This is a genomic window from Fulvivirga imtechensis AK7 (assembly GCF_000331535.1).
Lineage (GTDB): Bacteria > Bacteroidota > Bacteroidia > Cytophagales > Cyclobacteriaceae > Fulvivirga > Fulvivirga imtechensis.
Window position 1 is genome coordinate 64,490 of record NZ_AMZN01000029.1, and the last position, 22,169, is coordinate 86,658.

Genomic DNA, 22,169 nt, shown 5'->3' on the forward strand with positions numbered 1-22,169 from the left:
ATTAGCCATTAACCAACGAGCAAAGTATGCAGTAGGGAGAAGCAGTTGGGCAGTCTTACAAATGATTAACAATTATCAGCGTCTACTTTCCGACTTTCCAGGTCATTTCGACCCTAAAGGGAGAAATCCATGCAGTGTAGCACTCCATCTTTTATGACTCTGCTAAAATAACCGATAGCTACAATCTGTAGCTAACAAGGATCTTGAGGATGCTCCAGCTTAGCCTACGCTTCTTGTTGGCTTCCTGACTTTTCAACTTCAAATGTTTTCTTCTGATGACTTTGAAAAGAAGGAACTATCTTGAGGGAATGTCGCCTTGTACCTGAAACTGTAATGCGCACAGCACGAAAAAGGAACATTCCGATGCCTGCCGGCATAAGGAGCGAAATAGCAAATAACACTTGATGGCTGTAAGGGATTAAGCCGAAGCCGACCATGAAGTAAAGCGGCTGAAGGAATATATATAATTCACTTAAAACAAAACCTGATAGAAACAAAACAATACCTGATCTCATCGTTTTGGAATGGATAATGAATAATCCGGTTTGGTGGAACCAGCCGATCAAAAACACAGAAATAAAGCCTAAAAATACGATATGCAGATAGCCGATGGTGAAATTCCTGATATTATAAGCCAGGTCTGCTATAGCTGGAAAAGCAGAAGCAGTTTGTAGCGTGATCTTGACCAGGAAGGCGCCAACAGCAAATGTAAGGAGCCGTGTAGTCCAGGGTAAAAGGATCTGTTTCAATTGCCTTTTCCTGTTCCTTATCATATGAAACAGATAAGCCACAGCCATAATTTGCATAGCAACAGCTACAAAGCCAACAGCATATATCCCGACTGGTGGGTGCGTCCATAATGTGGATAGTGTGTAGGCTGGCAGACAGGCAATGGCCATCAGCCATAAGAATCTGTGACCGCTTTTGATGCTAAAGGCCACCTTATGGCGTTCCAGCAACCAAAAGAACAGTCCGAAAACAGCAAAGGTGAACCAGCCGTCATATTGAAAATGGAGGTAGAAATAAATGGCTAGCTGATACAGGTCTGTACCGGCAAGTCCCTTGGCCATAATGGCTCCGAGGGCAAAAGGGCCTATTGATGACAATACCATAAAAAATAGCGCCCATCGCATAAACATCAACGACAGCGGACTAGACGAAAGCTTTTTGCTTTTTGTGTCGAATAAAAATTTACCCGCAAACCAATATGACAGGAAAATATGCGCTGTTGAAAAAGCAATGGAGGCGGCTGCATAACCCTGCCATGGAAAGGTGAACATCATTCCCAGTACCGCCAGTTGCAAAAGCCAGAAAAGCAACCTGTAGTTCTTGGCCTTGTGGGGCAGGTAAGCAAAGATCATTGCAGCAAACAAAGCATTGAATACCCAGCCGAGGAAGGCCAAATGAGAGTGGGTGTGCAAAAAATACCGGAAGTTAATACCTTCCACAGGAGAGAACATCACCCAGCGAAGAAGACATCCCAGTGCACCTACAAAAAATAAATATATAAAAGATAATTTAACCCACTTTTGTATCATCTCTGCTGGTTCAGCATTTCCATCTTATATTGAAAGATACCGGCTATGGTACCTGCCCTTTTTTTTGCTTCCTCAGCCACAGCGCCCGTAAATCGTTCGTCTACCGTTTCCAGGAACAGGTCCAGCCAACGCGAAAAATGATCTTTATCGATGGGCAGCACCATGTGCTTTATAAATGGATTTCCCCTGTAGCTGGCATCACCTAACAGTATACTGCTCCAGAAGTCGTACATAATGGGAAGGTGGTTTTCCCATTTCACTCTGGCAAAATCATTAAAGACAGGGGAGAGCAGGTCATCTTCGTTTACCTTGGCATAGAAGCTGTCCACCAGCTCCTTTACTTCTTCTCTTGAGCTTATTTCTTTATTTGGATTCATCTTTTAAATTTTCATTTTTATTCCATTGCAACAACCCGTTGCTATCAATAAAAGCCGTTGAAACATTGCCGTTTCGTTTATAGCTATTATGTTTTACTGCCCTTATCATTAATGCTGCCATTGTAGCAAAAAAAGCCAGTATTGCTATGCCATTAAGTTGTCCGCCCCACATTCTCAGCTCTACATTTGAATACAGGTCAGCGCCCACTCTCAGAATTAGCGAAGCATGCAATAATACTGCCCAGAAGTATAGGATCCGGTGATATGGCCTGGCCACTATGCCCAGAACTCCCGGAAGAATAACCGGACCGTGCGCAAATATCATGGAGAAGACAAAACCGATAAAAAAAGTATGTAACACAGCATCGTACATAAAACCATAGATATCACCCGATATAATAAGTACACCACTGCTGATCAGCCAGAAATACCCGGTGAGCAACAGAACTGCAGAATACCGGTGTTGGCCTTCCTTTTTAATGGATTTGGTCGCCATGTCGTATTTCAATAGCCACAATCCTGTTAAAATCAATCCGGCAGCGGCCAGGTATCTGCCATTTCCATGAAACGGAATGATAATACCAATCATAAAAATGCCAAGGGCGACCATTAATAGCTGCCTTTTGTACTTTTTAACAGGTAAAAATTGTGTCAGTTCAAGCCTTTCTCCCGTGATCATCAGCAGTAAAAAACCTATCCACCAGGGCACAGCGAGTGGATATGACTGATACGCCAGCCACATAAGGTTGCCTGTTAGCCAGCAGATAGAACCCGACAACATCACACTCATGTGAAGTTCTTTGTGTTTATCTAAAAAGTACGCCATCATGATGGCTTGTCCCAGACTGCCGGCCGTAAGGAAAGCAAAGGCCCAAACATCTACGTTGAACAGAAAAAACAACAGACTTATGCCGCTAAGCGCTGGTACCAGCATTGACCAGTGTTTTTTCAGCACCACAGCTCTTTCCAGGCTGATAAGTGTACCCAGGAAACTTCCCACCATTAAGGCTCCATGTTTGCCGGCAGTGGCCGAAAGCGGAAAGTCCCATCCAATGCGGATCCAACCGGCCCAAATGCCCGCTAATAGTGATAGCATCACTATTGGAAGGATAAAGGGAAGTAGCTTTCTGTTTTGCATTTATAAATTCTGCCTTATTCAATAAGCAAAAGTAGAAGCGGAGCATTGCAAATTTTATGATCTGGGTCATACTTTCCATACCAAATAAGCTGATTTATATCAGTATAAGACACCCCGCAATCTTACTGTAGAGGGATGCGTGAAGATCGCGTTAAACTTCAACAAAATATTTTGTTTAATAAATTTTTATAGTTGTTAAACAAAATTGTAGAACGCTTCGTTAAGAGGGAATATGAGTTGTAACATCTAATTTATTAACACCTATACTATGAAAATCGCTATAAGCATTACCAGCACATTAAAGAGAAGCTATTCATTGATTTTGGCTTTTCTTTTACCCTTTGTATTACTCACTACCGGTTGTGGTGATGATGATTCGGAGGCGCGACCTCAGACCATTGTAGATGTGGCTATTGCCAATGGCTATAACACACTTGCCGCTGCACTGGTTGAGGCTGAACTCGATGATGAGCTTTCTGGCACGACAGCATATACTGTTTTTGCACCTACTGACGAAGCTTTTGCTGCATTGGGAATTACAAAAGATAACGTATCAGGCGTTGCCAATCTCGAAAAAATATTACTTTATCATGTGGCAAGTGGTACCGTCAACTCCGAAGACCTTATTACAGGAGAGGTGGCTACCCTGAGTGGTGAAAATATATCCATCGATGCGTCTGCTCTGACGGTTAACGGTATCAGCATAGTTGAGCCTTTTGATGTGCCTGCCAGCAATGGAGTCATCCATACGATCGCGGGTGTTTTAATGCCTTCGGCTCCTAATATTGTAGAAACCGCAGCCGCCACATCAAGTTTAAGCACGTTGTATCAGCTTCTCGGCAACTACCCCGACCTGGTGGGTGCATTATCAGGAGACGGTCCGTTTACCGTATTTGCACCTACTAATAATGCATTTGCAGGTCTGCTGGATGCTATCGGGCAAGATGACATTAGCAATGTGCCCGAAGATGTGGTGAAAAGAATATTGCAATATCATGTCGTTGCGGGTGCGGCTTTGGCTTCTACGGATCTTTCAGACGGGCAAACAGCCTCAACAGTACTCAGTAATAATGATCAAATAACAGTGGGCATATCCGGTAGCACAGTGACGGTCAACAATGCAACCGTGACTACAGCAGATGTAGAGGCTTCTAATGGTATTGTCCATATTATTGATGCTGTGCTTGTTCCTGGTCTGGAGGAGAGTATTTTAAATACCATAGTTGAACCTGCTTATTTCAGCAATGACTTTAGTATACTCACAGCCGCAGTGGTGGAAGCGGACCTGTTATCAGTCTTGATCGATCCGGCCGCCAATTACACCCTTTTTGCACCTAATGATGACGCATTTGAAGCAGCAGGGGTCACTGCACTGGAAGGTCTGGACCTGGCGGGAATTTTACAGTATCACGTACTGGGTTCGGAAGTTTTTGCCTCTGATCTGCCTTCCACCACCGGGGGATTTGCCACGGCAGTGACAACTTTGAATGGTGATTTCTATCTTACTAACAATAGTAATGGAGTATTTATCAATGGTAATTCACAGGTACAGGTAGCTACCAACAGTGGAGGGGCATTGGATTACAACAATGGTGTAGTACATGTGATCAGCCGGACCCTGATACCAGCCGAGCTAGACGTAGTGGGTATCGCAACAAATGCGGGGTTTACGGACCTGGCTGCTGCATTGGAGGAAGCGGGCTTAGTGAGTACGCTGCAGGAAGCCGGTCCGTTTACCGTGTTTGCTCCTACCAATGCTGCGTTTCAGACATTGTACAGTGCGCTGGGCATTGACGGGCCGGAAGACGTGGATCCAACGCTGGGTGCAGGTACTTTGGAAAGCATCCTGACATACCATGTGCTTTCAGGTAGAGTTTTTTCATCTGATCTCACCGATGGATTAGAGGCCACCACAGTAGAAGGAAATACCTTTGTAGTAAATGTTGGTGATGCCGTCACGCTAACAGACAAAGATCCGGATGTTGCTAATCCTGTAGTAACGAATACGGATGTTTTGGCTGCCAATGGTGTGGTTCATATCATTGATGCAGTACTACTGCCTGTAGATACCGCTTTGTAGTTTTAGTTAAAATATCCCGGGGAGGAGCGGTGAGCCTTCTCCGGTGCTTTGCTGCTCAAGCCCTGGTGCTTTATGTCATGAGTACCGGGGCCTTTTTTGCGGCTTGTCAAGAGGGCTGTCGTAGAAAGTTTAAGTGAATACTATTTAGAGGCCGGTCTTTGGCTTGTGGGCTAAAGATTATATTTAGTAATTAAATGTATAAATTAATTAATGAGTGTTTGTAAGAAAACTCTAAGTGGCTTTAAGAAAAACGTTCCCGCTAAAGAGTGGGATAAAGTTTTAAAAAAGCGGAGCGCACTGGGGTACGAGAGCATTTTGGGGGCAAGCGTAACGCAGACATTGGCGTTTTCTTAGAGACACTAATTAAGTTCTTATGACTTGAAACTATTCGATCAATTTCCTAATTTGTAGAAGATGAAGGCTTTGAGCGCCGGAGAGGACTTCTAAAAAGCCCCACTATTTGGTAGCATGGCTATATTGGATACATCAGAGAAAACCCCGTCAACAGGGGAATCGCCTAACCGTAGTTCGGGTATGACGCGATTGGTGTATACGGTGCAGCAGTTGTCACTAGCCAGAGATCTTGATTCGGTAATGCAGATTGTACGGACTGTTGCCCGTGAACTTACGGGAGCGGATGGAGCAACCTTTGTACTCAGAGAAGGCGACCACTGCTACTATGCCGATGAGGATGCCGTGAGCCCGCTTTGGAAAGGAAGCAGGTTCCCTATGAAGACCTGTATTAGCGGCTGGGCTATGGCAAATAAAAAATCAGTGGTTATTGCCGATATTTTTGCGGACGAACGGATTCCCAAAGATGTTTACCGAGCCACTTTTGTGAAGAGTCTTTTAATGGTTCCCATTCGCACTTTGGATCCAATAGGTGCTATTGGTAATTATTGGGCTACCTATCGAACACCCACTGAAGAGGAAGTGACTCTCCTGCAGGCGCTTGCAGATATCACGGCTGTTTCGATAGAAAACATAGAGGTAAGAAATAAGTTGGAAAATGACGCGAAAGTACTGGCCGACCTTAATGATGCAGGAAGCCGGCTATGGGAGATCAACGGGTTTCAGGAGGGGTTGGAAGAGATACTCCGTACCTCAATAAGTTTGTTTAAAGCAGAAGTGGGGTACATCCAGTTACTTGATCCGGAGAAACATGTGCTGAGAACAGAGGCTCAGGTAGGTTTGCTCAGTGAGTTTCTTGAGCAGTTGGCAGAGGTCTCTGTGAAAGACAGTACGAGTTTTCAAGTTCATAAACAGATGGCCATTGCAGATATGAGGACGGAAGTAAATCTGCCTCCACAATATGAAATAGCCTGCAGGTATGGATACCGTGCGGTACAAGCTACACCCCTTTTTGATCGGAATGGGCTTCCCATCGGCATTATCACCACTCATTCCAAAGAGCCTTGCCGTTGTACTGAGCATGAGCTTTACAGGATGGAGCTTTTTGCACGTAATGCGGAGAGCTTTATTGAACGATGCAGGATCAACAGTGCCATGCAGTACCTTAATTTAGAGCTTGAGAACAAAGTAAAGGAGCGCACCAGTGAGTTGGCAGATTCTCTGGCAAGGGAAAAGGAAATGAATGAGCTCAAAACCGCATTTGTTTCTATGGCGTCACACGAATTCAGAACACCCTTAAGCACGATCCTCTCATCTGCATACCTGACAGAAAGATATGCCAAAGCGGATGAACAGGGAATAAGGACAAAACACCTGCAACGTATCAGGTCATCGGTAAAAAACCTGGAAGGTATACTTACAGATTTCCTGTCACTTGATAAACTGGAACGTGGTAAAGTGGAAACTGAGCCTGAGGGATTTGACCTGAAGTCGTTTTTATCAGAGATCGTGGAAGATCTTCACCCTATGAAAAAGGAGGGACAGGTTATCAACCACTTACATCATGGAAGAAGAGAAGTGCTTTTGGATAAGAAAATACTGCGTAATGTTATGCTCAATTTGCTTTCCAACGCCATTAAATATTCAGAAAAAGACATCGACCTGACCTCAGAAGTTAAAGATGACCACGTGGTTATAATCGTGAAGGACCAGGGAATAGGAATTCCTGACGAGCAGCAGAAAAACTTGTTTGGTAAATTTTTCAGAGCCCGGAACGTCAACGGCATACAAGGTACGGGCCTTGGTCTGAATATCGTGAAGCATTATGTGGAGCTTATGAAAGGCGATATAGACTTTATAAGCAGGGAAAATATAGGTACTGCATTTACAATTAGCCTGCCAGGTTAGCCGGATCGGGAAAAAGAACTTTATTTTAAAGAAAAACCAGGGTTTGTGCTATGTTGTTCAGAAGAACCATGAGCTTTATTCTATTGAATGATAAGAGTTGTTGCTTTATCGTTCTTTATATCCAATGGCTTTGAAAAAAGTATAACAGAACGTACCTCCTCCTTCGGTGGTTTTGTACAGGTCCCTTATGCCACCTTCTATTTCATCTCTGGAAATAATTCTTTTAGAAAGCGCCTCATCTTTAATGCCCTTTATCATGGCAGTAAAGGTATTTTTAATAAAGCGGTCCACCATCTCAGGCTTGGAATCATCAACATACACCTGCCGTGGACTAACAGCAACATTGGAAAATCCGGCATCTGAAAGCATAGGATAAAGTTGCCTGCCGATATAAGCATTTCCACCATTTTGTTTTTGCAGCGTCACCTGTGCCTGGATGGCTTTCCGGGCTGTTTTGCTATCGGGATAGAAATAGGTTGAACCATGGTCTCCTTCGATCACCGTGATCGTACCCTCTGCTTTCAGCACCCTTTTTAGCTCCTGAAGTGCAAGCTCCGGTTTAGACACATGCTCTAAAAGGAAGCACACAAAAATGTGGTCGAAAGTGTTGTCATTAAAAGGCAGGTCGAACACATCGGCCAACTGAAATTCTACGTTGTTGATGTTCATTTCCCTAATGACCTGTGAGGCTTGGGCTAATGATTTTTCCGAAAGGTCTACCGATATAAAGTTAGAACCAGGGTTTTTATGGCTGATGATCTGGGTCTGAGCGCCTACACCGCACCCTGCTTCCAATATCAACGCCCCGTCTTCCCACTTAGAGTCCCGGTGCAGTAGTTCTGATATGGTCGAGGCCTGATCATTCAGCCGCTGGGTTTCCTCGCTCGAATATCCATGAATATAGCTTTTCAATCGGTCCTGGTTGATTTGCTGCACACGGTTTTCAAGTTGCCCGAGTTGTTCTAATATGGCTTTGCCTGCATCCCTGAATTCTTTGCCGGCGGGGGTAAAATGCAACTGGTTGTTGATACGGTAAAACACCTGCGTTCCCAGGTGCGTCTCAAGCTCTTTGAGTTGATGGCTCAGGGCTGATTGGGTTAGAAACAGCTTTTCCGCTGCTTTCTTCAATGATCCGACTTTTGCAACCGCATCGATAAGTTTTAAATGGCGAATTTCAATCATATTTGAATTTGCTAATGATCAAAAATATAACGCTTCATGTACTAAGTCTTTGTGTTGGGTATGAAAAATATTCAAGGCCGCATTGATTTTAATTAATGTCAATGGTTTTAATTCATTCAAACAAAGGATATCCTGATGTACCTTTATTGCTAAAATTGAATTGTAAGCCTTTAAGGAAATAACTAGTTTGAGTAATATAATGCCTCATCTTATTGTATAAATTGTATCAACGCATTGAGATGAATGTCAAACAAAGCACAATGACAAGTAAGCAGTTAAAGTTATTGGTTGAAACAGTTCAGCAGCTATCGCTGGCCCGCGATATAGAAACCATAATGGATGTGGTAAGGAAAACAGCCAGAAAATTGACAGGGGCCGATGGTGCAACTTTTGTATTAAGAGACCGGGACCTGTGCTATTATGCTGATGAAGATGCCATCGGTCCGTTATGGAAGGGGCAGAGGTTTCCCATGTCTTCCTGCATAAGTGGCTGGGCTATGATCCATAAAAAACCGGCTGTGGTGCAAAATATTTACACTGATGATCGTATTCCTATCGAAGCATACAAACCCACTTTCGTGAAAAGCCTCATTACCGTTCCGATCAGATCTATGGATCCGGTGGGAGCCATTGGAAATTACTGGGCAAAACAGCACAATCCTACTGATGAAGAGATAGAATTACTGCAGTCTCTTGCTGATATCACTTCCGTATCTATTGAAAATGTTTATGTCTATAACGAACTGGAGCAGAGGGTTAAGGAAAGAACCGAGCAATTGATGGCGGTAAATGAAGAGTTGGAAGCTTTTTCGCATTCTATTGCTCACGACCTGAGAGCTCCACTAAGGACCATCACGGGGCGGCTGTCCATTTTACAGGAAGATTATTCAGGCCACACCGAGGCTCAAAATTTAATTGAATCTATTATTGCGAAGGCCAATGGGATGAATGAGCTTATCCATAGTTTGCTGAATTTTTCAAGGCTTGGGAAAAAAGATCTCTCATATGAGCGCATATCTATGGCAGAGATGGTGGAGGAAATATGTGAATCACTTATCGAGCAGGAAGAGGGCAGAGATATTAGCTGCGAGATCCATCAGTTGCCTCCCACGATGGGTGACCCTGTTTTAATAAAGCAAGTATGGGTAAATCTGATATCAAACGCCATTAAGTATACCGGCAATAGTGAAAAGGCGGAAATTTTAATAGGGGGTGAAGCCTCGGATAGTGAAATAACTTATTTTGTAAAAGACAATGGAGCCGGTTTTGATATGCAATACTACGACCAGGTTTTTGGTATATTTCAAAGGCTTCATAGTGAAAGTGAATTCAAAGGTTATGGTATTGGCTTAGCGCTTGTACACCGTATCTTACTGCGGCATGGTGGTAAGATTTGGGCAGAAGGAAAGGTGAATGAGGGCGCTCAGTTTTATTTTACATTGCCAAAAGAAAAAGTCATTAAGTCTGCTGAAACTGTGTAGGAGGCGTTACTATCCATAGATTAAAAAAAACTTATATGAATGTATATATTGGTAGTATTTCAAAAAACAAAAGCGAAGCGTCAACTGCTGTGGCACAACAAAAAGCAAAAGCAGGGCAATGCACCCCTCAATTGAATGTTGATAACCCTGAAGCTATAGCTCAAAGAAAGTTGATGGAGGTTGTAAACGGCAGTACCCAGGTACAGCAAATGAAAAAGCTTCAGGAAATAGCCAATAAGAACACTTACAGTCAAAATCAGTCGGTCACTCAGAAAAAGAACAACACGGGCTTGCCCGATCATCTAAAGACAGGTATTGAAAATCTTTCAGGGTACTCAATGGATGATGTTAAAGTTCATTACAATTCCGATAAACCCTCCCAATTGCAGGCACATGCTTATGCTCAAGGTACTGAGATACATGTTGCTTCCGGGCAGGAAAAACACTTACCTCATGAAGCCTGGCACGTTGTACAACAAAAACAGGGAAGGGTAAAACCCACAACGCAAATGACGGGTGGAGTTAAAGTAAATGATAACCCAGGGCTGGAAAAGGAGGCTGATGTAATGGGACAGAAGGCTATGAAGATGAAAGCACGAGATACAAGCGACTTCTTAAATATTAATGAAAATAATATAGCGGATGGGGTTATTCAGGCGAAGTGGACTGAAGAGGAGGAAGGTGAGGCGCAAAAGGTACTAGGACCAATTGATGGTCAGGTTGTGGAAGTTCCCGTTGCCAATGTGCTCAACCAGCAAGCATGGATGGGCACAGAAGAAAAGGGGATGGCAAAAATGATCCCGAAAGAGTATGGGCGAGGCTTCCTTCAAGGTATAAAAGCAGATAAGGTAATAAAAAGGGCTGCGCAAATAGCCTTAGAGAAAGTTAAAGTAGATCCACCACCTGTGGCTTTTAGCACAGATACAGCTACGAGCGGGAATCCGCTGACCGGTGAACTTATCCTTACTGATAGCCACCATACAAAAAATGCTCTAATTCTGCTTACAGGTGCAGAGACGATGGCAGTAACACACATAGCCAAACCGGATTTAAAAGGGGCGGACACACTGGCCAACATTGCATTGTCCCGTGCTACTATCACAGCCAATATGAAGAAAGCCGCATCATACAACGCCAATGAAGGTATGATAGCTTATGATGAAGCCCGACAAGCTATTGAAGAAATGAAAAAGGAAATGAGTAAAGAAGAAGATAAGCAAGATGAAAAAGTTAAGAAGGAAGATCTATAAGCTAAAAGGATGAACTCGAAGTCTATACTTTTAACTTCACTTTTGTTATTCAATAGTCACCTCCATTTGCCGCTTTAAAAAATTGACTATAGCTCATCTCATCGTCAATAAACTTGTCATTTCTAAAAATTATTCTTGCTAAATTAAAATAAAAACAATACTATTGCAGTGTATTAGTTAAGTAGTACACTAAGATACTTATAATGATCCGGATAGAAAACCTTTCATTTAGCTATAATAAGCGACACCAACTGTTCGATCAACTGAGCATAACGATGCCGCTGGGAAATATTTATGGCTTGCTAGGCAAGAATGGAGCTGGAAAGACTTCTTTGCTGAAGCTCATTTCAGGGCTATTGTTTCCAAACGGGGGAACATTGGATGTGGCAGGTTTTCAGCCTAAGGACCGGTTCCCGCAATACCTGAGAGAGATTTATCTGGTAAGTGAAGAGTTCCATCTACCGTCAATGTACCTGGAGCGATATGTTCAACTCTACAGCCCGTTTTATCCACGTTTCGATTATGCGCTGTTGCAGGAATATTTGCATGAATTCAATATTACCGGAGGGCAGAAGCTTTCGGAGATGTCATACGGACAAAAGAAAAAATTTCTTTTGTCGTTTGGTCTGGCTACAGACTGCAAACTGTTGATCCTTGATGAACCTACCAATGGTCTGGATATTCCTTCCAAAAGTCAATTTAGAAAAGTGGTGGCCAATGCTATTCATGAGGAGCGGAGTTTTATTATCTCTACCCACCAGGCCAGGGATATGGAAAACCTGATCGATCCTGTCATTATTCTCGATGAGGGTGAGATTGTTTTTTTTCAGAATTATGTACAAATATCAAAAAAGTTGAGGGTGAGCAAGCAAAAGGAACTGCCAGACAACGATGCTTTGGTCTATTCTGAGTCTTCTCTGGGTGGCTATACGGTGGTATCCGAAAACACTACCAGGGAGGAGACTAATATGAATCTTGAGATACTCTTCAATGCTGTGGTGAGTAACAAGAGAAAGATCTATGAAATATTCAAAAGTGAGTAAGTAAATGAGTCGCTACTTCGACATATCAAGATTTTGGCTGTTACTGAAGTTAGAAGTATTCAGGAGCAGAAAAGGTATACTGATGACATTTGTGATTGTATTTGGTATGCTGTTCTTCATCGGCTTGCTGCTGGATATCGCTGTTGACTCGCACAAGCGACTTTATGAACATACTGAAAATTATATCTTCAGTTTGCTCGCGGGGGGATTTGTGCTGAGTAGTTTGGCGTTTAATGATCTGGGTAACTCTTTGAAGCGTTACCATTACCTTACGTTGCCCGCATCTACACTTGAAAAGTTTGTTTGTATGTGGCTTTTGACTTCAGTAGGATGGATGGGGCTATTTACCCTTACCTATTTTATATATGCTTTAATAGCTAACCCCATTGGCGAATTACTTTTTGCTGGTGTGGCATTCGAACCGTTCAATCCGCTTGACGATTTTGCTGTCAATACAATGAAATACTATTTTATCCTCCATGGCATTTTCCTGGTTGGGGCTACACATTTTAAGGGATATGTCCTTCCTAAGACACTTTTTGTATTGGTCCTTTTCGGAGCAGCGATAGGCACACTTGCTTATTTTATTTTAAAAGGAGTATTCTTATCTGATCATGAGTGTCTGGGTTATGAGTGTGAGCTTCTTGATGAAATTGTGGCGCACAGATTTTGGATGATCATTAAGTGGGTGTTTTTGTGGGTACTGGCGCCATTTTGTTGGGTAACAGCTTATATAGGATTAAAAGAGCAGGAGGCATAGCATGGAATTCAGAGACGATCAGGCTATCTATTTGCAAATAGCTGACCTCTTTTGCGAGAATATATTACTCGAAAAGTGGCATCCTGGAGATCGTATACCTTCAGTAAGAGAAACAGCAGTAAACATGGAAGTAAACCCAAATACGGTGATGAGAACATTTAACTATCTGCAGGAAAAGAGCATCATATTCAACAAAAGAGGGATTGGATATTTTGTTTCTGAAGACGGCCTTCAGAAAACAAAGGCGCTAAAGAAGGAGGATTTTATCACCCAGGAATTGCCCAGGTTTTTTAAAGCCATGAACCTGCTTAACCTGACAATTGAAGATGTTACAACGTATTATGAAAAGTACAAACACGAGGATCAATAGTAGATAATGAAAACAAGTACTAAAATAGTGATAACCGCTGTAGGAGTTATTATCGCCCTGTTGGTTGCCAGCATGGTGCTGTGGAGGAATCATTTGGAAACCTTTTTGATTCAGGCTGAGGCTGCCAACAATTATAAGGCCGTACCAGTGGAATATTTTGAAAAACTCAATTTTTCAGCCAATTGGGATGTGAAGATAAGGCAAGGTAAGGTGTATAAGGTAGAGGTGGCTAATGAAAACGGAGGGTTTGAAAAAACAGTGATCGAAAATAGTGCCGGGACCCTGCACTTTAAAAAGAATTCCACCACAGCAAATGATAATAGTATTAAGGTCAAAATAACGGCTCCCGCGTTAAGAGCTATAAAAACTATGGGAAGTACCAAGATTGAAATGAAGAATTTCAATACTGATTCTCTGGATGTCGCCCTGCAGCATGGCGATTACTTCAGGGGAATAGATAATGTTTTTAAGTATGTTTCTTTTCAATCATCAGGAACTGTCAATATTGAGGTTTATGATGACCCAAATATTAACTGATAACAGTTTTGGCTAATGATCCTGAAATTCCTAAAAGTGTATCGTGGTCAGGTCACAAAGAAAGGAAGGAAAATGGTGAATGAGTTTTCTTTTTCAATACTCCAAGCCAGCATCTCAAAGCTAACAAATATGAAATCCAATAACAACAACACAACTCAAAATGAAACAACTAACAGTAATTGCCATGGTAGTCCTATGGGCTACCACGGCTTTTGGTCAAAAGCTCACCCAGACAGTACGGGGAGTTATCACTGACAGAGACAGTAAATCACCGTTAATAGGTGCCACCGTAGTGGTGCAGGGATCAGATCCTCTCATTGGGGCCATAACCGATGAAAACGGTACGTTCAGATTAGTATATGTGCCGTTGGGCAGGATTTCACTCCAACTATCTTATGTTGGCTACGAGCCTGAGATCATTTCCAATGTAATTGTGAATTCAGGTAAAGAGGTAGTTCTGGCCCTGAGTATGGAAGAGTCCGCCGTTAAAATGGATGAGATAGTGGTCACTGCCGTCAGAAACAAGGGAGAGGCCGTTAACGACATGGCGCTTGTCAGCGCACGCTCTATTTCTGCCGAAGAAACCAACCGCTATGCCGGGGGCTTCAATGATCCCTCTCGTATCATGTCTAATTTTGCGGGTATTACCAGCACTCAGGATGGCAGCAACGATATTATTGTGCGGGGAAATTCACCCAAGTATGTACAATGGCGCCTGGAAGGTGTTCAGATCACCAACCCCAATCATTTTGCAGATCAGAGTGCGGTTGGCGGGGCAATAAGTACACTTAACAACAACTTGCTGGCTACCTCTGATTTTTATACCGGAGCTTTTTCACCCGAATTTGGTGATGTACTATCAGGCGTTTATGATGTAAGACTACGGGCCGGCAATAACGAGAAATTCGAATCGGTATTTGGCTTCGGACTTTTGGGAACCGACCTCACGCTGGAAGGACCGTTGAAGAAGGGATATGGAGGCTCATACCTCGTCAATTACCGGTACTCTACCGCCACTATTATTAAAGACCTTGGGCTGGTGGACATCAATGGAGTACCCAAATTTCAGGATGCCGCCTTCAAGATAGTACTGCCAACGGAAAAGCTGGGATCTTTTTCCCTCTTCGGCCTGAGTGGGTTGAGTAGCTTTCTTATAGAAGATGTAACGCCCGTTAACTGGGAAACTCCGGGTGACAGATTTATGCGTGAAGATATTGAAGAAGACTATAAAAAAGGCGCTCACTTGCTTAACCTGGGTATCGATCATATTGCTACCATTAATAACAACAGCTTTATCAATACTACTATCGCCTATTCAAACGAAGGAATAAATGATGATGTTTTTGAATCTCAGATCGAGAAAATATATGATGATGAGGGGAATTTGATAGGCGAATCAGTAGCAGATAAAAGGCTGAACCTTAAAAGCAGGCTGGCAAAAACTACTTACCGAGGGGCCATTACCTACCATAATAAGATCAATGCCAGGAATAAGTTCCAATTGGGTACCACATATGCTTACTTTGATTATAATTATGAACAAAGCCGTCTTCGTGATGACGCCAGCAGCAGATTTACACTTCTTGATTTCAATGACGGGGTAAGTACTATCAGGAATTTTATTAGCTGGAAATACCGTGTAAGTGGAGATATTGCTATTGTAGCGGGCTTTCACAACATGAATGTTTTGCTGAACAATAAGAGCACATTAGAACCTAGGGTTGCTCTAAACTGGCAGATGAGCAATACTAGTTCGGTGCATTTCGGATACGGAAAACATAGCAACATGGAGAGTATCCATAATTATTTTGCTCAGGTGGAGCATGAAGACGGAAGCATAACCAAACCCAACAAAGATCTTGGGTTGTTAAAGGCTAATCATTATGTAGTAGGCTATGAAAAGCGTATGGGGAGGAACCTGCGAGCAAAAGTAGAAGCTTATTACCAGGGGTTGTACGATATACCGGTTGAAAACAGTGATACCAGCTATTATTCTACTATCAATGAAGGCCTCGAATTCAGGTATATTGATCTGGTGAATAAAGGAACAGGCAAAAATTATGGTATTGAAGTCACTTTGGAGAAGTTTTTCGATAACCAATACTATTATCTCATCAACGGATCATTGTATGAATCGAAGTATACAGCGCTGGATGGTGTTGAGCGGAATACCCAATATAATGGCAACTACTTGCTGAATATATTGTTCGGCAAAGAGTTTACACGGCTTGGTAAAAAAAGGAATCAAACGTTGGGGCTGAATGGTAAAGTGTTTTTTGGCGGGGGTAAAAAGATCATTCCGCTGCTGAGGGATGAAAACGGACACCTGGCTGTTGACCCTCAAAATAACAGGTATTGGGACTATGAAAAGGCTTATGAGCACGACCTTGAGGATGTGTATGCGGTCATAATATCGGCCAGCTACAAGTGGAACAGACCCAAAGCCACTCACGAGCTCTTCCTTAATCTTGACAATATTACCGATCATAAAGGAAGGCTGTCTGAATTTTATGACGCAAGTGAACCTGGTTCGGTGGGTTATGTAACTCAATTTGGATTTTTTCCTAACCTGATGTACCGGGTTTATTTTTAAATGAAAAAAAATAGCCGGCAGTAGGCAAAAGCAGCAGGCAAAAGGTGAGTCGTGAGTAAAAAATGCCAAGCCAATTGTGGTATAGCCGTGGGAAAGTAGTGGCAAAAATGCTGTGAGTAATAGTCGAAAGTCTTTAGGGATGCACTCCCGATTTCGATCTTCGAGCTATCTCAAAACTAATCATAAACATATGGAAATATTATGGAACAAAAACTAAAATATCGCCCGTCCCCGGACTGTATTTATTTCCTGGGTATGATCGGAGCTGCCTTTTACTTTGTAGGGCATGCCTCTGGCTTTTGGATGAGCGTTTTAGGTCTGCTAAAAGCGATAGTTTGGCCCGCCTTTCTGGTCTATGAAGCTTTTGACAGATTGGGTATTTAGCCAGTTAATTTAAACAGCAATTAAAATGAAAGTTACTAAGAAAACAGCGAGAATTGCAGGAGTGCTATATTTTATAGTGGTGATCACCGGTATCTTCAGTCTTATGTATGTGCCTGGCCAGCTTATCGTATGGGAAGATCCTGCTGCCACAGTTGGCAATATAAGGTCTTCAGAATGGCTCTTCCGGTTGGGTGCAGTAAGCAGTTTAGTTTGTTATACTGCCTTTTTATTACTTCCCCTGGTGTTATACCAGCTCTTTCGTGAGGTAGATAAAACTCACGCATCAATGATGGTTGTTTTTGTAGTGGTCAGTGTCCCCATCTCATTTGTCAGCATACTTTTTCAGTTCAACGTACTATCTCTTTTAAGTGAGGCAGACTATCTCAGTGTCTTGGATGCGGAGCAGTTGCAGGCACAGGTAATGCTGGCTCTTCAATACCATAGCAACGGGTTGTTGGTAAGTCAGGTATTCTGGGCGCTTTGGCTATTTCCTTTTGGCTATTTGGTCTACAGATCAGGGTATTTACCTAAAATATTGGGCGTATTTCTAATGATCGGTTGTTGCGGGTATCTGGTCGACTTTTTGGCATACTCCATATATCCTCCGTATGGTAATACGAATATTTCAACGATCCTTACCCTGCCTGCTACAATTGGCGAACTGACTATTTGTTTATGGCTTTTGATCAGGGGGATAAAGGACCGACCTCCAATGGCAACCGCGGCTATCGACTATTTAAGACATTAAATGATATAAAATGAAGACTGTTGTATTAACAAAATATGGATCATCGGATAAGCTTCGGATCAAGGAAGTGGAAAAACCTGTGCCGGCCGATGATGAGGTACTGGTAAAAATTCACGCAACGTCTATTAATGCCGCAGATATGCACATCATGAATGGCATGGGGCGATTCCTGGGTTTTGGTTTTCTAAAACCTAAAAAGACGCTCGGAGCCGACATTGCAGGTAGGGTGGAAGCAGCAGGGAGGCAGGTCAGTCTTTTTCAACCGGGCGATGAGGTGTATGGAGACCTGTCAGGATGTGGTTTCGGAGGATTTGCCGAATATGTTTGTGTCCCGGAGAAAGTGCTGGCAGCTAAACCTGCCAATGTTTCCTTTCAACAAGCTGCTGCCGTACCCCTTGCGGCTATTACAGCATTGAAGGGTCTTCGCGATAAAGGGAGGATTCGGGCCGGACATCAGGTGTTGATCAATGGGGCCTCCGGGGGCGTAGGCACGTATGCAGTACAATTGGCCAAATATTTTGGAGCTGAAGTAACGGCCGTATGTAGCACGGGAAAAATGGAGATGGTCCAGGCGCTGGGAGCAGACCACGTTATCGACTATACAAAAGAGGACATTGCCCAAACGGATAGGCGGTACGATTTGATACTGGCTATAAACGGTTATCACCCCATCACTAAATACAAACGTATGCTGAAAGGAACGGGCGTTTATGTGTGTATTGGTGGTGAGAAAACACAGATGTTCGAGACTTTCTTTCTGGCACCGGTCATATCTGGAAGAAACGGCAGGAAGATGTGTGTACTACTGGCAAAACCTGACCGGGAATCGTTAAGCTTCTTAAGCGAACTTCTCGAGACTGGAAAGTTGAAGCCGGTTATGGACCGGAAATATAGTCTGGATCAAATTTCTGATGCATTTAAATACTTCTGTGAAGGGCATAGCCGGGGAAAGGTAGTGATAGAGATATAAAAGGAGTCGAAAATGCCCCTGGGGGAGACATATGCATAGATTTTGCAGGGCAATCACGACCTTAACTAAAGTGCGTGGGGATAAGAAACAGGTTGACCATATTTATGTCAAATAGAGAAAAAATGTAGGTACTAATATTTAGAACGGATATAAAAACAAAGAAAAAGGTAAAAGCATTGGGGCCTGTATTTAACCACCACCCCCTGATTGACGGATGGTCGGTAGATACTGCTGATATTGACAATGTGTTAAGAATTGAAACCAATGGAGAGTTGAAAGAAACGGATATCATTAACCTGATCAAAAAATATGGTTACTATATTGAAGCTTTGCCGGATTGACCCATGAAAGCAATGGTTTACAGAAAATATGGCTCCCCTGAACAGCTTCAGCTTATAGAAGTAGATAAGCCTGTGCCTAAAGCTTATGAGGTATTAGTGAAGGTTAAAAACGCGTCTGTTAACTCCTGGGACTGGGACTTGATAACGGGTAAACCTCTTATTTACAGACTGCTATTTGGAATATTAAAACCCGGATTCCCGATCATCGGCTCCGACATTGCAGGCACTGTGGAGGCAGTGGGTAGTGAAGTACAGTACCTCAAACCTGGTACTGAAGTGTTTGGTGATATTTCCGGTATTGGTTTTGGCGCCTTTGCGGAATATGTTGCGGTGCCGGAAAATCTGTTGGCTGTTAAATCTGTAAAAATGACTTTTGAAGAGGCCGCTGCCATACCACAAGCCGGAGTGTTAGCGCTGCAGGGGCTACGAAAGGGAGGGATCAAAACAAGGCGCAGGGTGTTGATCAATGGGGCAGGAGGAGGGGTAGGCACTTTTGCCATACAAATAGCAAGGCTATGGGGTGCCGAGGTCACCGCAGTAGACAAATATGATAAGCGGGATATGCTCCGAAGCCTTGGGGCTGATTATTTTATTGATTACACCAAAAAAGATTTTACTCAGACTGGTCAAAAATATGATCTGATCCTGGACGTATTAGCTGAAAGATCTGTGTTTGATTACAGACGCGCACTGAATTCCGGAGGTAGCCTTGTAATTGTAGGTGGAGCTGTTTTTACTTTACTTCAAACAGGCATTTTGGGAAAATGGATCTCAGGAAAAAACAGATCATTAAGTCTCTTGGCGCATCGACCAAACAAAGATGATCTGGAGGAGTTAAAAACAATGTTCGATAGTGGCAGCGTGAAACCCATTATCGACAAAGTATATCCTTTAGCGGATCTGCCTCAGGCCATCAGGATGCTTGGAGAAGGACAGATAAAAGGAAAAGTCGTGATTAAAATGAATGGGTAACTTCATTCCTTGCACTTGATGACAGCATTGTCATATGCCCCATATTTTTAAGGAACAAAAGCACAGCAGATGAAGATATGTATAGTACGAAGCCCCGGTTACATAGAGAAGAATATTGAGAAACACAGGGCGGCCTTCATAGAGATAGCTGTGAACAAGGGTTCTTATTTGATTTTCTTTTCAGAGTTATCTGCTACAGGTTATGAGCCAAAGCCGGCCAGACGAATAGTGTAGTGATTGTTAAATTGGTTTACTAAATTTTTGCGGCTGTTTTTTCTTTAGACAAGGCAAAATTTGAAAGTATAGCAGCGTTATGGTATCAAACTTTAATGCAGGATAAAAGCAAAAAGAGGAACGAATTTAGTGATCATCACACGAGCGACTTATCAGGGCGATGAAAGATTTGATATCTTGCAAAGGGCATGCGATCGAGGAAATGCAACCATTGCCATTGGCATACCAACTAAAAATGAGAAAGGCATTATGATCAGCGTGATCATTTTCAGCCCCACTAAGGGTAGGCTTGTTTATTCCAGGCAGATGTTATACTGACGAGCTGCCACTTTGTAAACGGCAGAAGCAACTGATCCCCCCATTTGCTGATGAAAAAATCGTTCCTGCGATCAGTGCCACTGCAAAAGAAAACCATCAGGTTAACCATCTGATAATGATGGTGCAGCAGGTTGTGAGCCTGACAAAAAAAGCTTATGTTTATCGGTGAAATGGTAAAAATATATCTAGGCGTGATTTGATTTTACGGTTGTGAATGGGCAAAACGGATTTTAATTACCAACTATTATTTGATCTCTCACCTGACCTGCTGTGTATAGCCGGGTATGATGGGTATTTTAAACGGATCAACCCTGCTGTATCACAAGCATTGGGCTACACAATGGAAGAATTATACTCCCGGCCTATCAACGATTTTGTATATGATGATGACAAGCAGGTAACCGCTGACATGCGTCAAAAGCTGACCGAGTCAGTACCACTACTCAACTTTGAAAACAGATATATAACCAAAAGCGGTGAGATCGTTTGGCTGGCATGGACAGCTTATCCGGTACATAGTCAACAACTGATCTTTGCGATTGCAAAAAATGTTACCCATAAAAAAAGGGAAGAAGAAAAGCGTAATTCGCTGCTTGCCAACCTGAGTCAGGCCAACAGAGACCTCAAACAACTCACATATACTACTTCACATGACTTGCGGTCACCGGTAAATAACTTGCTGGCGATTATCAGCCTTATTGATATTTCCAGAGTTAAGGACCAAAAAACGGTTGAGTTATTGGAGATACTGAAGCTTTCGGGCAGTAAGTTACAGCAAACGCTCAATAGCTATGTCGATGTACTTAGCGAAAAGCACCGGCTGCATGCGGCAATGGAGGAGGTCTCTTTTGCAGAGATCTTACAAGGAGTACTTGACGACATCGGCACGCTAATTCGATCATCAAATACCACTATTCATGCCGACTTTTCAGGGTGGGAAACAGTGATGTTCAATAGAGCCTATCTCGAGAGCATTTTTTTGAACCTGATCACCAATGCGATCAAGTATTCCGTACCCGGCCGCCCCCCTGTTGTTTCAATCTATTCTACCCAGGAAGGAAGCAAAAAACAACTCATAGTAGCTGATAATGGTCAGGGGTTTGATTTGGAGAAGGTAAAAGACAAGATTTTTGGGCTGGGCCAAAAATTCCACCAACACTCCGATAGCAAAGGTATAGGCCTATACCTCGTGCATAGCCACGTCACCGATATGGGTGGGCAAATTCATGTGGAAAGCAGGGTGAACGAAGGAACGAAATTTGTTATCACTTTTCGGGATTAGGTTTAAATCACAAACTCAGACGAGGATTAATTTTTGGAGAAGTATCGATAAACATTCTTTCATGGTCCGGATAATCTTATTTAATTAGTGGCTCTAAGAAAACGTCAATGTCTGCGTTACGCTTGTCCCAAAAATGCTCTCGTACCTTAGTACGTTCCGCTTTTTGGAACTCCGCAAGCCTTGTTGACCTTGACGCTTTCTTAAAGCCACTTAGAGTTTTCTTAGAGACACTAATTGGTGCGGATTTCGGTGAACCGCAGGTGTCAGGGCGGTTTTGAAACATTAGAAGTCATCACACGCCATCATACATCT

At 42.9% G+C, this 22,169-nt stretch carries 21 protein-coding genes; 17 read left to right on the top strand and 4 right to left on the bottom strand.

The annotated features are described in order from the left end of the window. Positions 1 to 224: 224 nt before the first annotated feature. The 3 genes from C900_RS09000 to C900_RS09010 are packed head-to-tail and all read right to left on the bottom strand — an operon-like array spanning position 225 to position 3,053. Positions 225 to 1,538, bottom strand: coding sequence for a hypothetical protein (locus tag C900_RS09000; protein ID WP_040496246.1), 1,314 nt, complete (start codon positions 1,536 to 1,538; stop codon positions 225 to 227). After that, a complete protein-coding gene (locus tag C900_RS09005) occupies positions 1,535 to 1,915 on the bottom strand; it encodes a group III truncated hemoglobin (protein WP_009579449.1) in 381 nt (126 codons plus the stop codon). The genes C900_RS09000 and C900_RS09005 overlap by 4 nt, the downstream gene beginning before the upstream one ends. Further along, positions 1,902 to 3,053, bottom strand: coding sequence for a hypothetical protein (locus C900_RS09010; protein ID WP_009579450.1), 1,152 nt, complete (start codon positions 3,051 to 3,053; stop codon positions 1,902 to 1,904). The genes C900_RS09005 and C900_RS09010 overlap by 14 nt, the downstream gene beginning before the upstream one ends. A 268-nt stretch (positions 3,054 to 3,321) precedes the next feature. On the opposite strand from C900_RS09010, the gene C900_RS09015 reads away from it, so the two are divergent. Beyond that, positions 3,322 to 5,133, top strand: a complete 1,812-nt coding sequence (locus C900_RS09015) for a fasciclin domain-containing protein (protein WP_009579451.1) — start codon at positions 3,322 to 3,324, stop codon at positions 5,131 to 5,133. Positions 5,134 to 5,601: 468 nt separating this feature from the next. After that, complete coding sequence (locus C900_RS30355) at positions 5,602 to 7,392, top strand: sensor histidine kinase (protein ID WP_221408115.1); 1,791 nt, start codon at positions 5,602 to 5,604, stop codon at positions 7,390 to 7,392. A 105-nt stretch (positions 7,393 to 7,497) separates the two neighbouring features. Here the strand turns inward: C900_RS30355 and C900_RS09030 are convergent, their stop codons facing one another. Further along, positions 7,498 to 8,574, bottom strand: a complete 1,077-nt coding sequence (locus C900_RS09030) for a methyltransferase domain-containing protein (RefSeq protein WP_009579453.1) — start codon at positions 8,572 to 8,574, stop codon at positions 7,498 to 7,500. 260 nt (positions 8,575 to 8,834) lie between these two features. Between C900_RS09030 and C900_RS09035 the strand changes: the two genes are divergently transcribed. The 15 genes from C900_RS09035 to C900_RS09095 all read left to right on the top strand — a co-directional run bounded on the left by C900_RS09035 (position 8,835) and on the right by C900_RS09095 (position 21,857). Beyond that, complete coding sequence (locus tag C900_RS09035; RefSeq protein WP_009579454.1) at positions 8,835 to 10,055, top strand: sensor histidine kinase; 1,221 nt, start codon at positions 8,835 to 8,837, stop codon at positions 10,053 to 10,055. 35 nt (positions 10,056 to 10,090) lie between these two features. Continuing rightward, positions 10,091 to 11,305 carry an eCIS core domain-containing protein gene (locus C900_RS30360; RefSeq protein WP_009579455.1) on the top strand — a complete coding sequence of 405 codons (1,215 nt, stop codon included), beginning with the start codon at positions 10,091 to 10,093 and terminating at the stop codon, positions 11,303 to 11,305. 203 nt (positions 11,306 to 11,508) lie between these two features. Further along, entirely contained in the window at positions 11,509 to 12,348 is an 840-nt protein-coding gene (locus C900_RS09045; protein ID WP_040496248.1) for an ABC transporter ATP-binding protein, read from the top strand. Between the two features lie 4 nt (positions 12,349 to 12,352). Beyond that, the gene (locus tag C900_RS09050; RefSeq protein ID WP_009579457.1) at positions 12,353 to 13,108 is read left to right on the top strand and encodes a hypothetical protein; all 756 of its coding nucleotides are present in this window, start codon (positions 12,353 to 12,355) and stop codon (positions 13,106 to 13,108) included. A gap of 1 nt (position 13,109) precedes the next feature. Beyond that, the gene (locus C900_RS09055; RefSeq protein WP_009579458.1) at positions 13,110 to 13,478 is read left to right on the top strand and encodes a GntR family transcriptional regulator; all 369 of its coding nucleotides are present in this window, start codon (positions 13,110 to 13,112) and stop codon (positions 13,476 to 13,478) included. A gap of 6 nt (positions 13,479 to 13,484) precedes the next feature. Then, positions 13,485 to 14,015 (top strand): GIN domain-containing protein, encoded by a 531-nt coding sequence (locus tag C900_RS09060; protein ID WP_009579459.1) that lies wholly within the window; start codon positions 13,485 to 13,487, stop codon positions 14,013 to 14,015. A 160-nt stretch (positions 14,016 to 14,175) separates the two neighbouring features. Next, a complete protein-coding gene (locus C900_RS09065) occupies positions 14,176 to 16,608 on the top strand; it encodes a TonB-dependent receptor (RefSeq protein WP_009579460.1) in 2,433 nt (810 codons plus the stop codon). A 201-nt stretch (positions 16,609 to 16,809) separates the two neighbouring features. Continuing rightward, positions 16,810 to 16,992 (top strand): hypothetical protein, encoded by a 183-nt coding sequence (locus C900_RS09070; RefSeq protein ID WP_009579461.1) that lies wholly within the window; start codon positions 16,810 to 16,812, stop codon positions 16,990 to 16,992. A 25-nt stretch (positions 16,993 to 17,017) separates the two neighbouring features. After that, positions 17,018 to 17,740, top strand: a complete 723-nt coding sequence (locus tag C900_RS09075; RefSeq protein WP_009579462.1) for a DUF4386 domain-containing protein — start codon at positions 17,018 to 17,020, stop codon at positions 17,738 to 17,740. Between the two features lie 10 nt (positions 17,741 to 17,750). Next, positions 17,751 to 18,710, top strand: coding sequence for an NAD(P)-dependent alcohol dehydrogenase (locus C900_RS09080; protein WP_009579463.1), 960 nt, complete (start codon positions 17,751 to 17,753; stop codon positions 18,708 to 18,710). A gap of 176 nt (positions 18,711 to 18,886) precedes the next feature. Beyond that, positions 18,887 to 19,051 carry a hypothetical protein gene (locus C900_RS29825; protein WP_009579464.1) on the top strand — a complete coding sequence of 55 codons (165 nt, stop codon included), beginning with the start codon at positions 18,887 to 18,889 and terminating at the stop codon, positions 19,049 to 19,051. A 3-nt stretch (positions 19,052 to 19,054) separates the two neighbouring features. Next, positions 19,055 to 20,023: an NAD(P)-dependent alcohol dehydrogenase gene (locus C900_RS09085; RefSeq protein ID WP_009579465.1), complete on the top strand. Its 969-nt coding sequence runs from the start codon at positions 19,055 to 19,057 to the stop codon at positions 20,021 to 20,023. Positions 20,024 to 20,092: 69 nt separating this feature from the next. Next, entirely contained in the window at positions 20,093 to 20,257 is a 165-nt protein-coding gene (locus tag C900_RS29830; protein ID WP_009579466.1) for a hypothetical protein, read from the top strand. 129 nt (positions 20,258 to 20,386) lie between these two features. Next, entirely contained in the window at positions 20,387 to 20,575 is a 189-nt protein-coding gene (locus C900_RS09090) for a hypothetical protein (protein WP_009579467.1), read from the top strand. Positions 20,576 to 20,789: 214 nt separating this feature from the next. Further along, positions 20,790 to 21,857, top strand: a complete 1,068-nt coding sequence (locus tag C900_RS09095; RefSeq protein WP_009579469.1) for a PAS domain-containing sensor histidine kinase — start codon at positions 20,790 to 20,792, stop codon at positions 21,855 to 21,857. Positions 21,858 to 22,169: the final 312 nt, after the last annotated feature.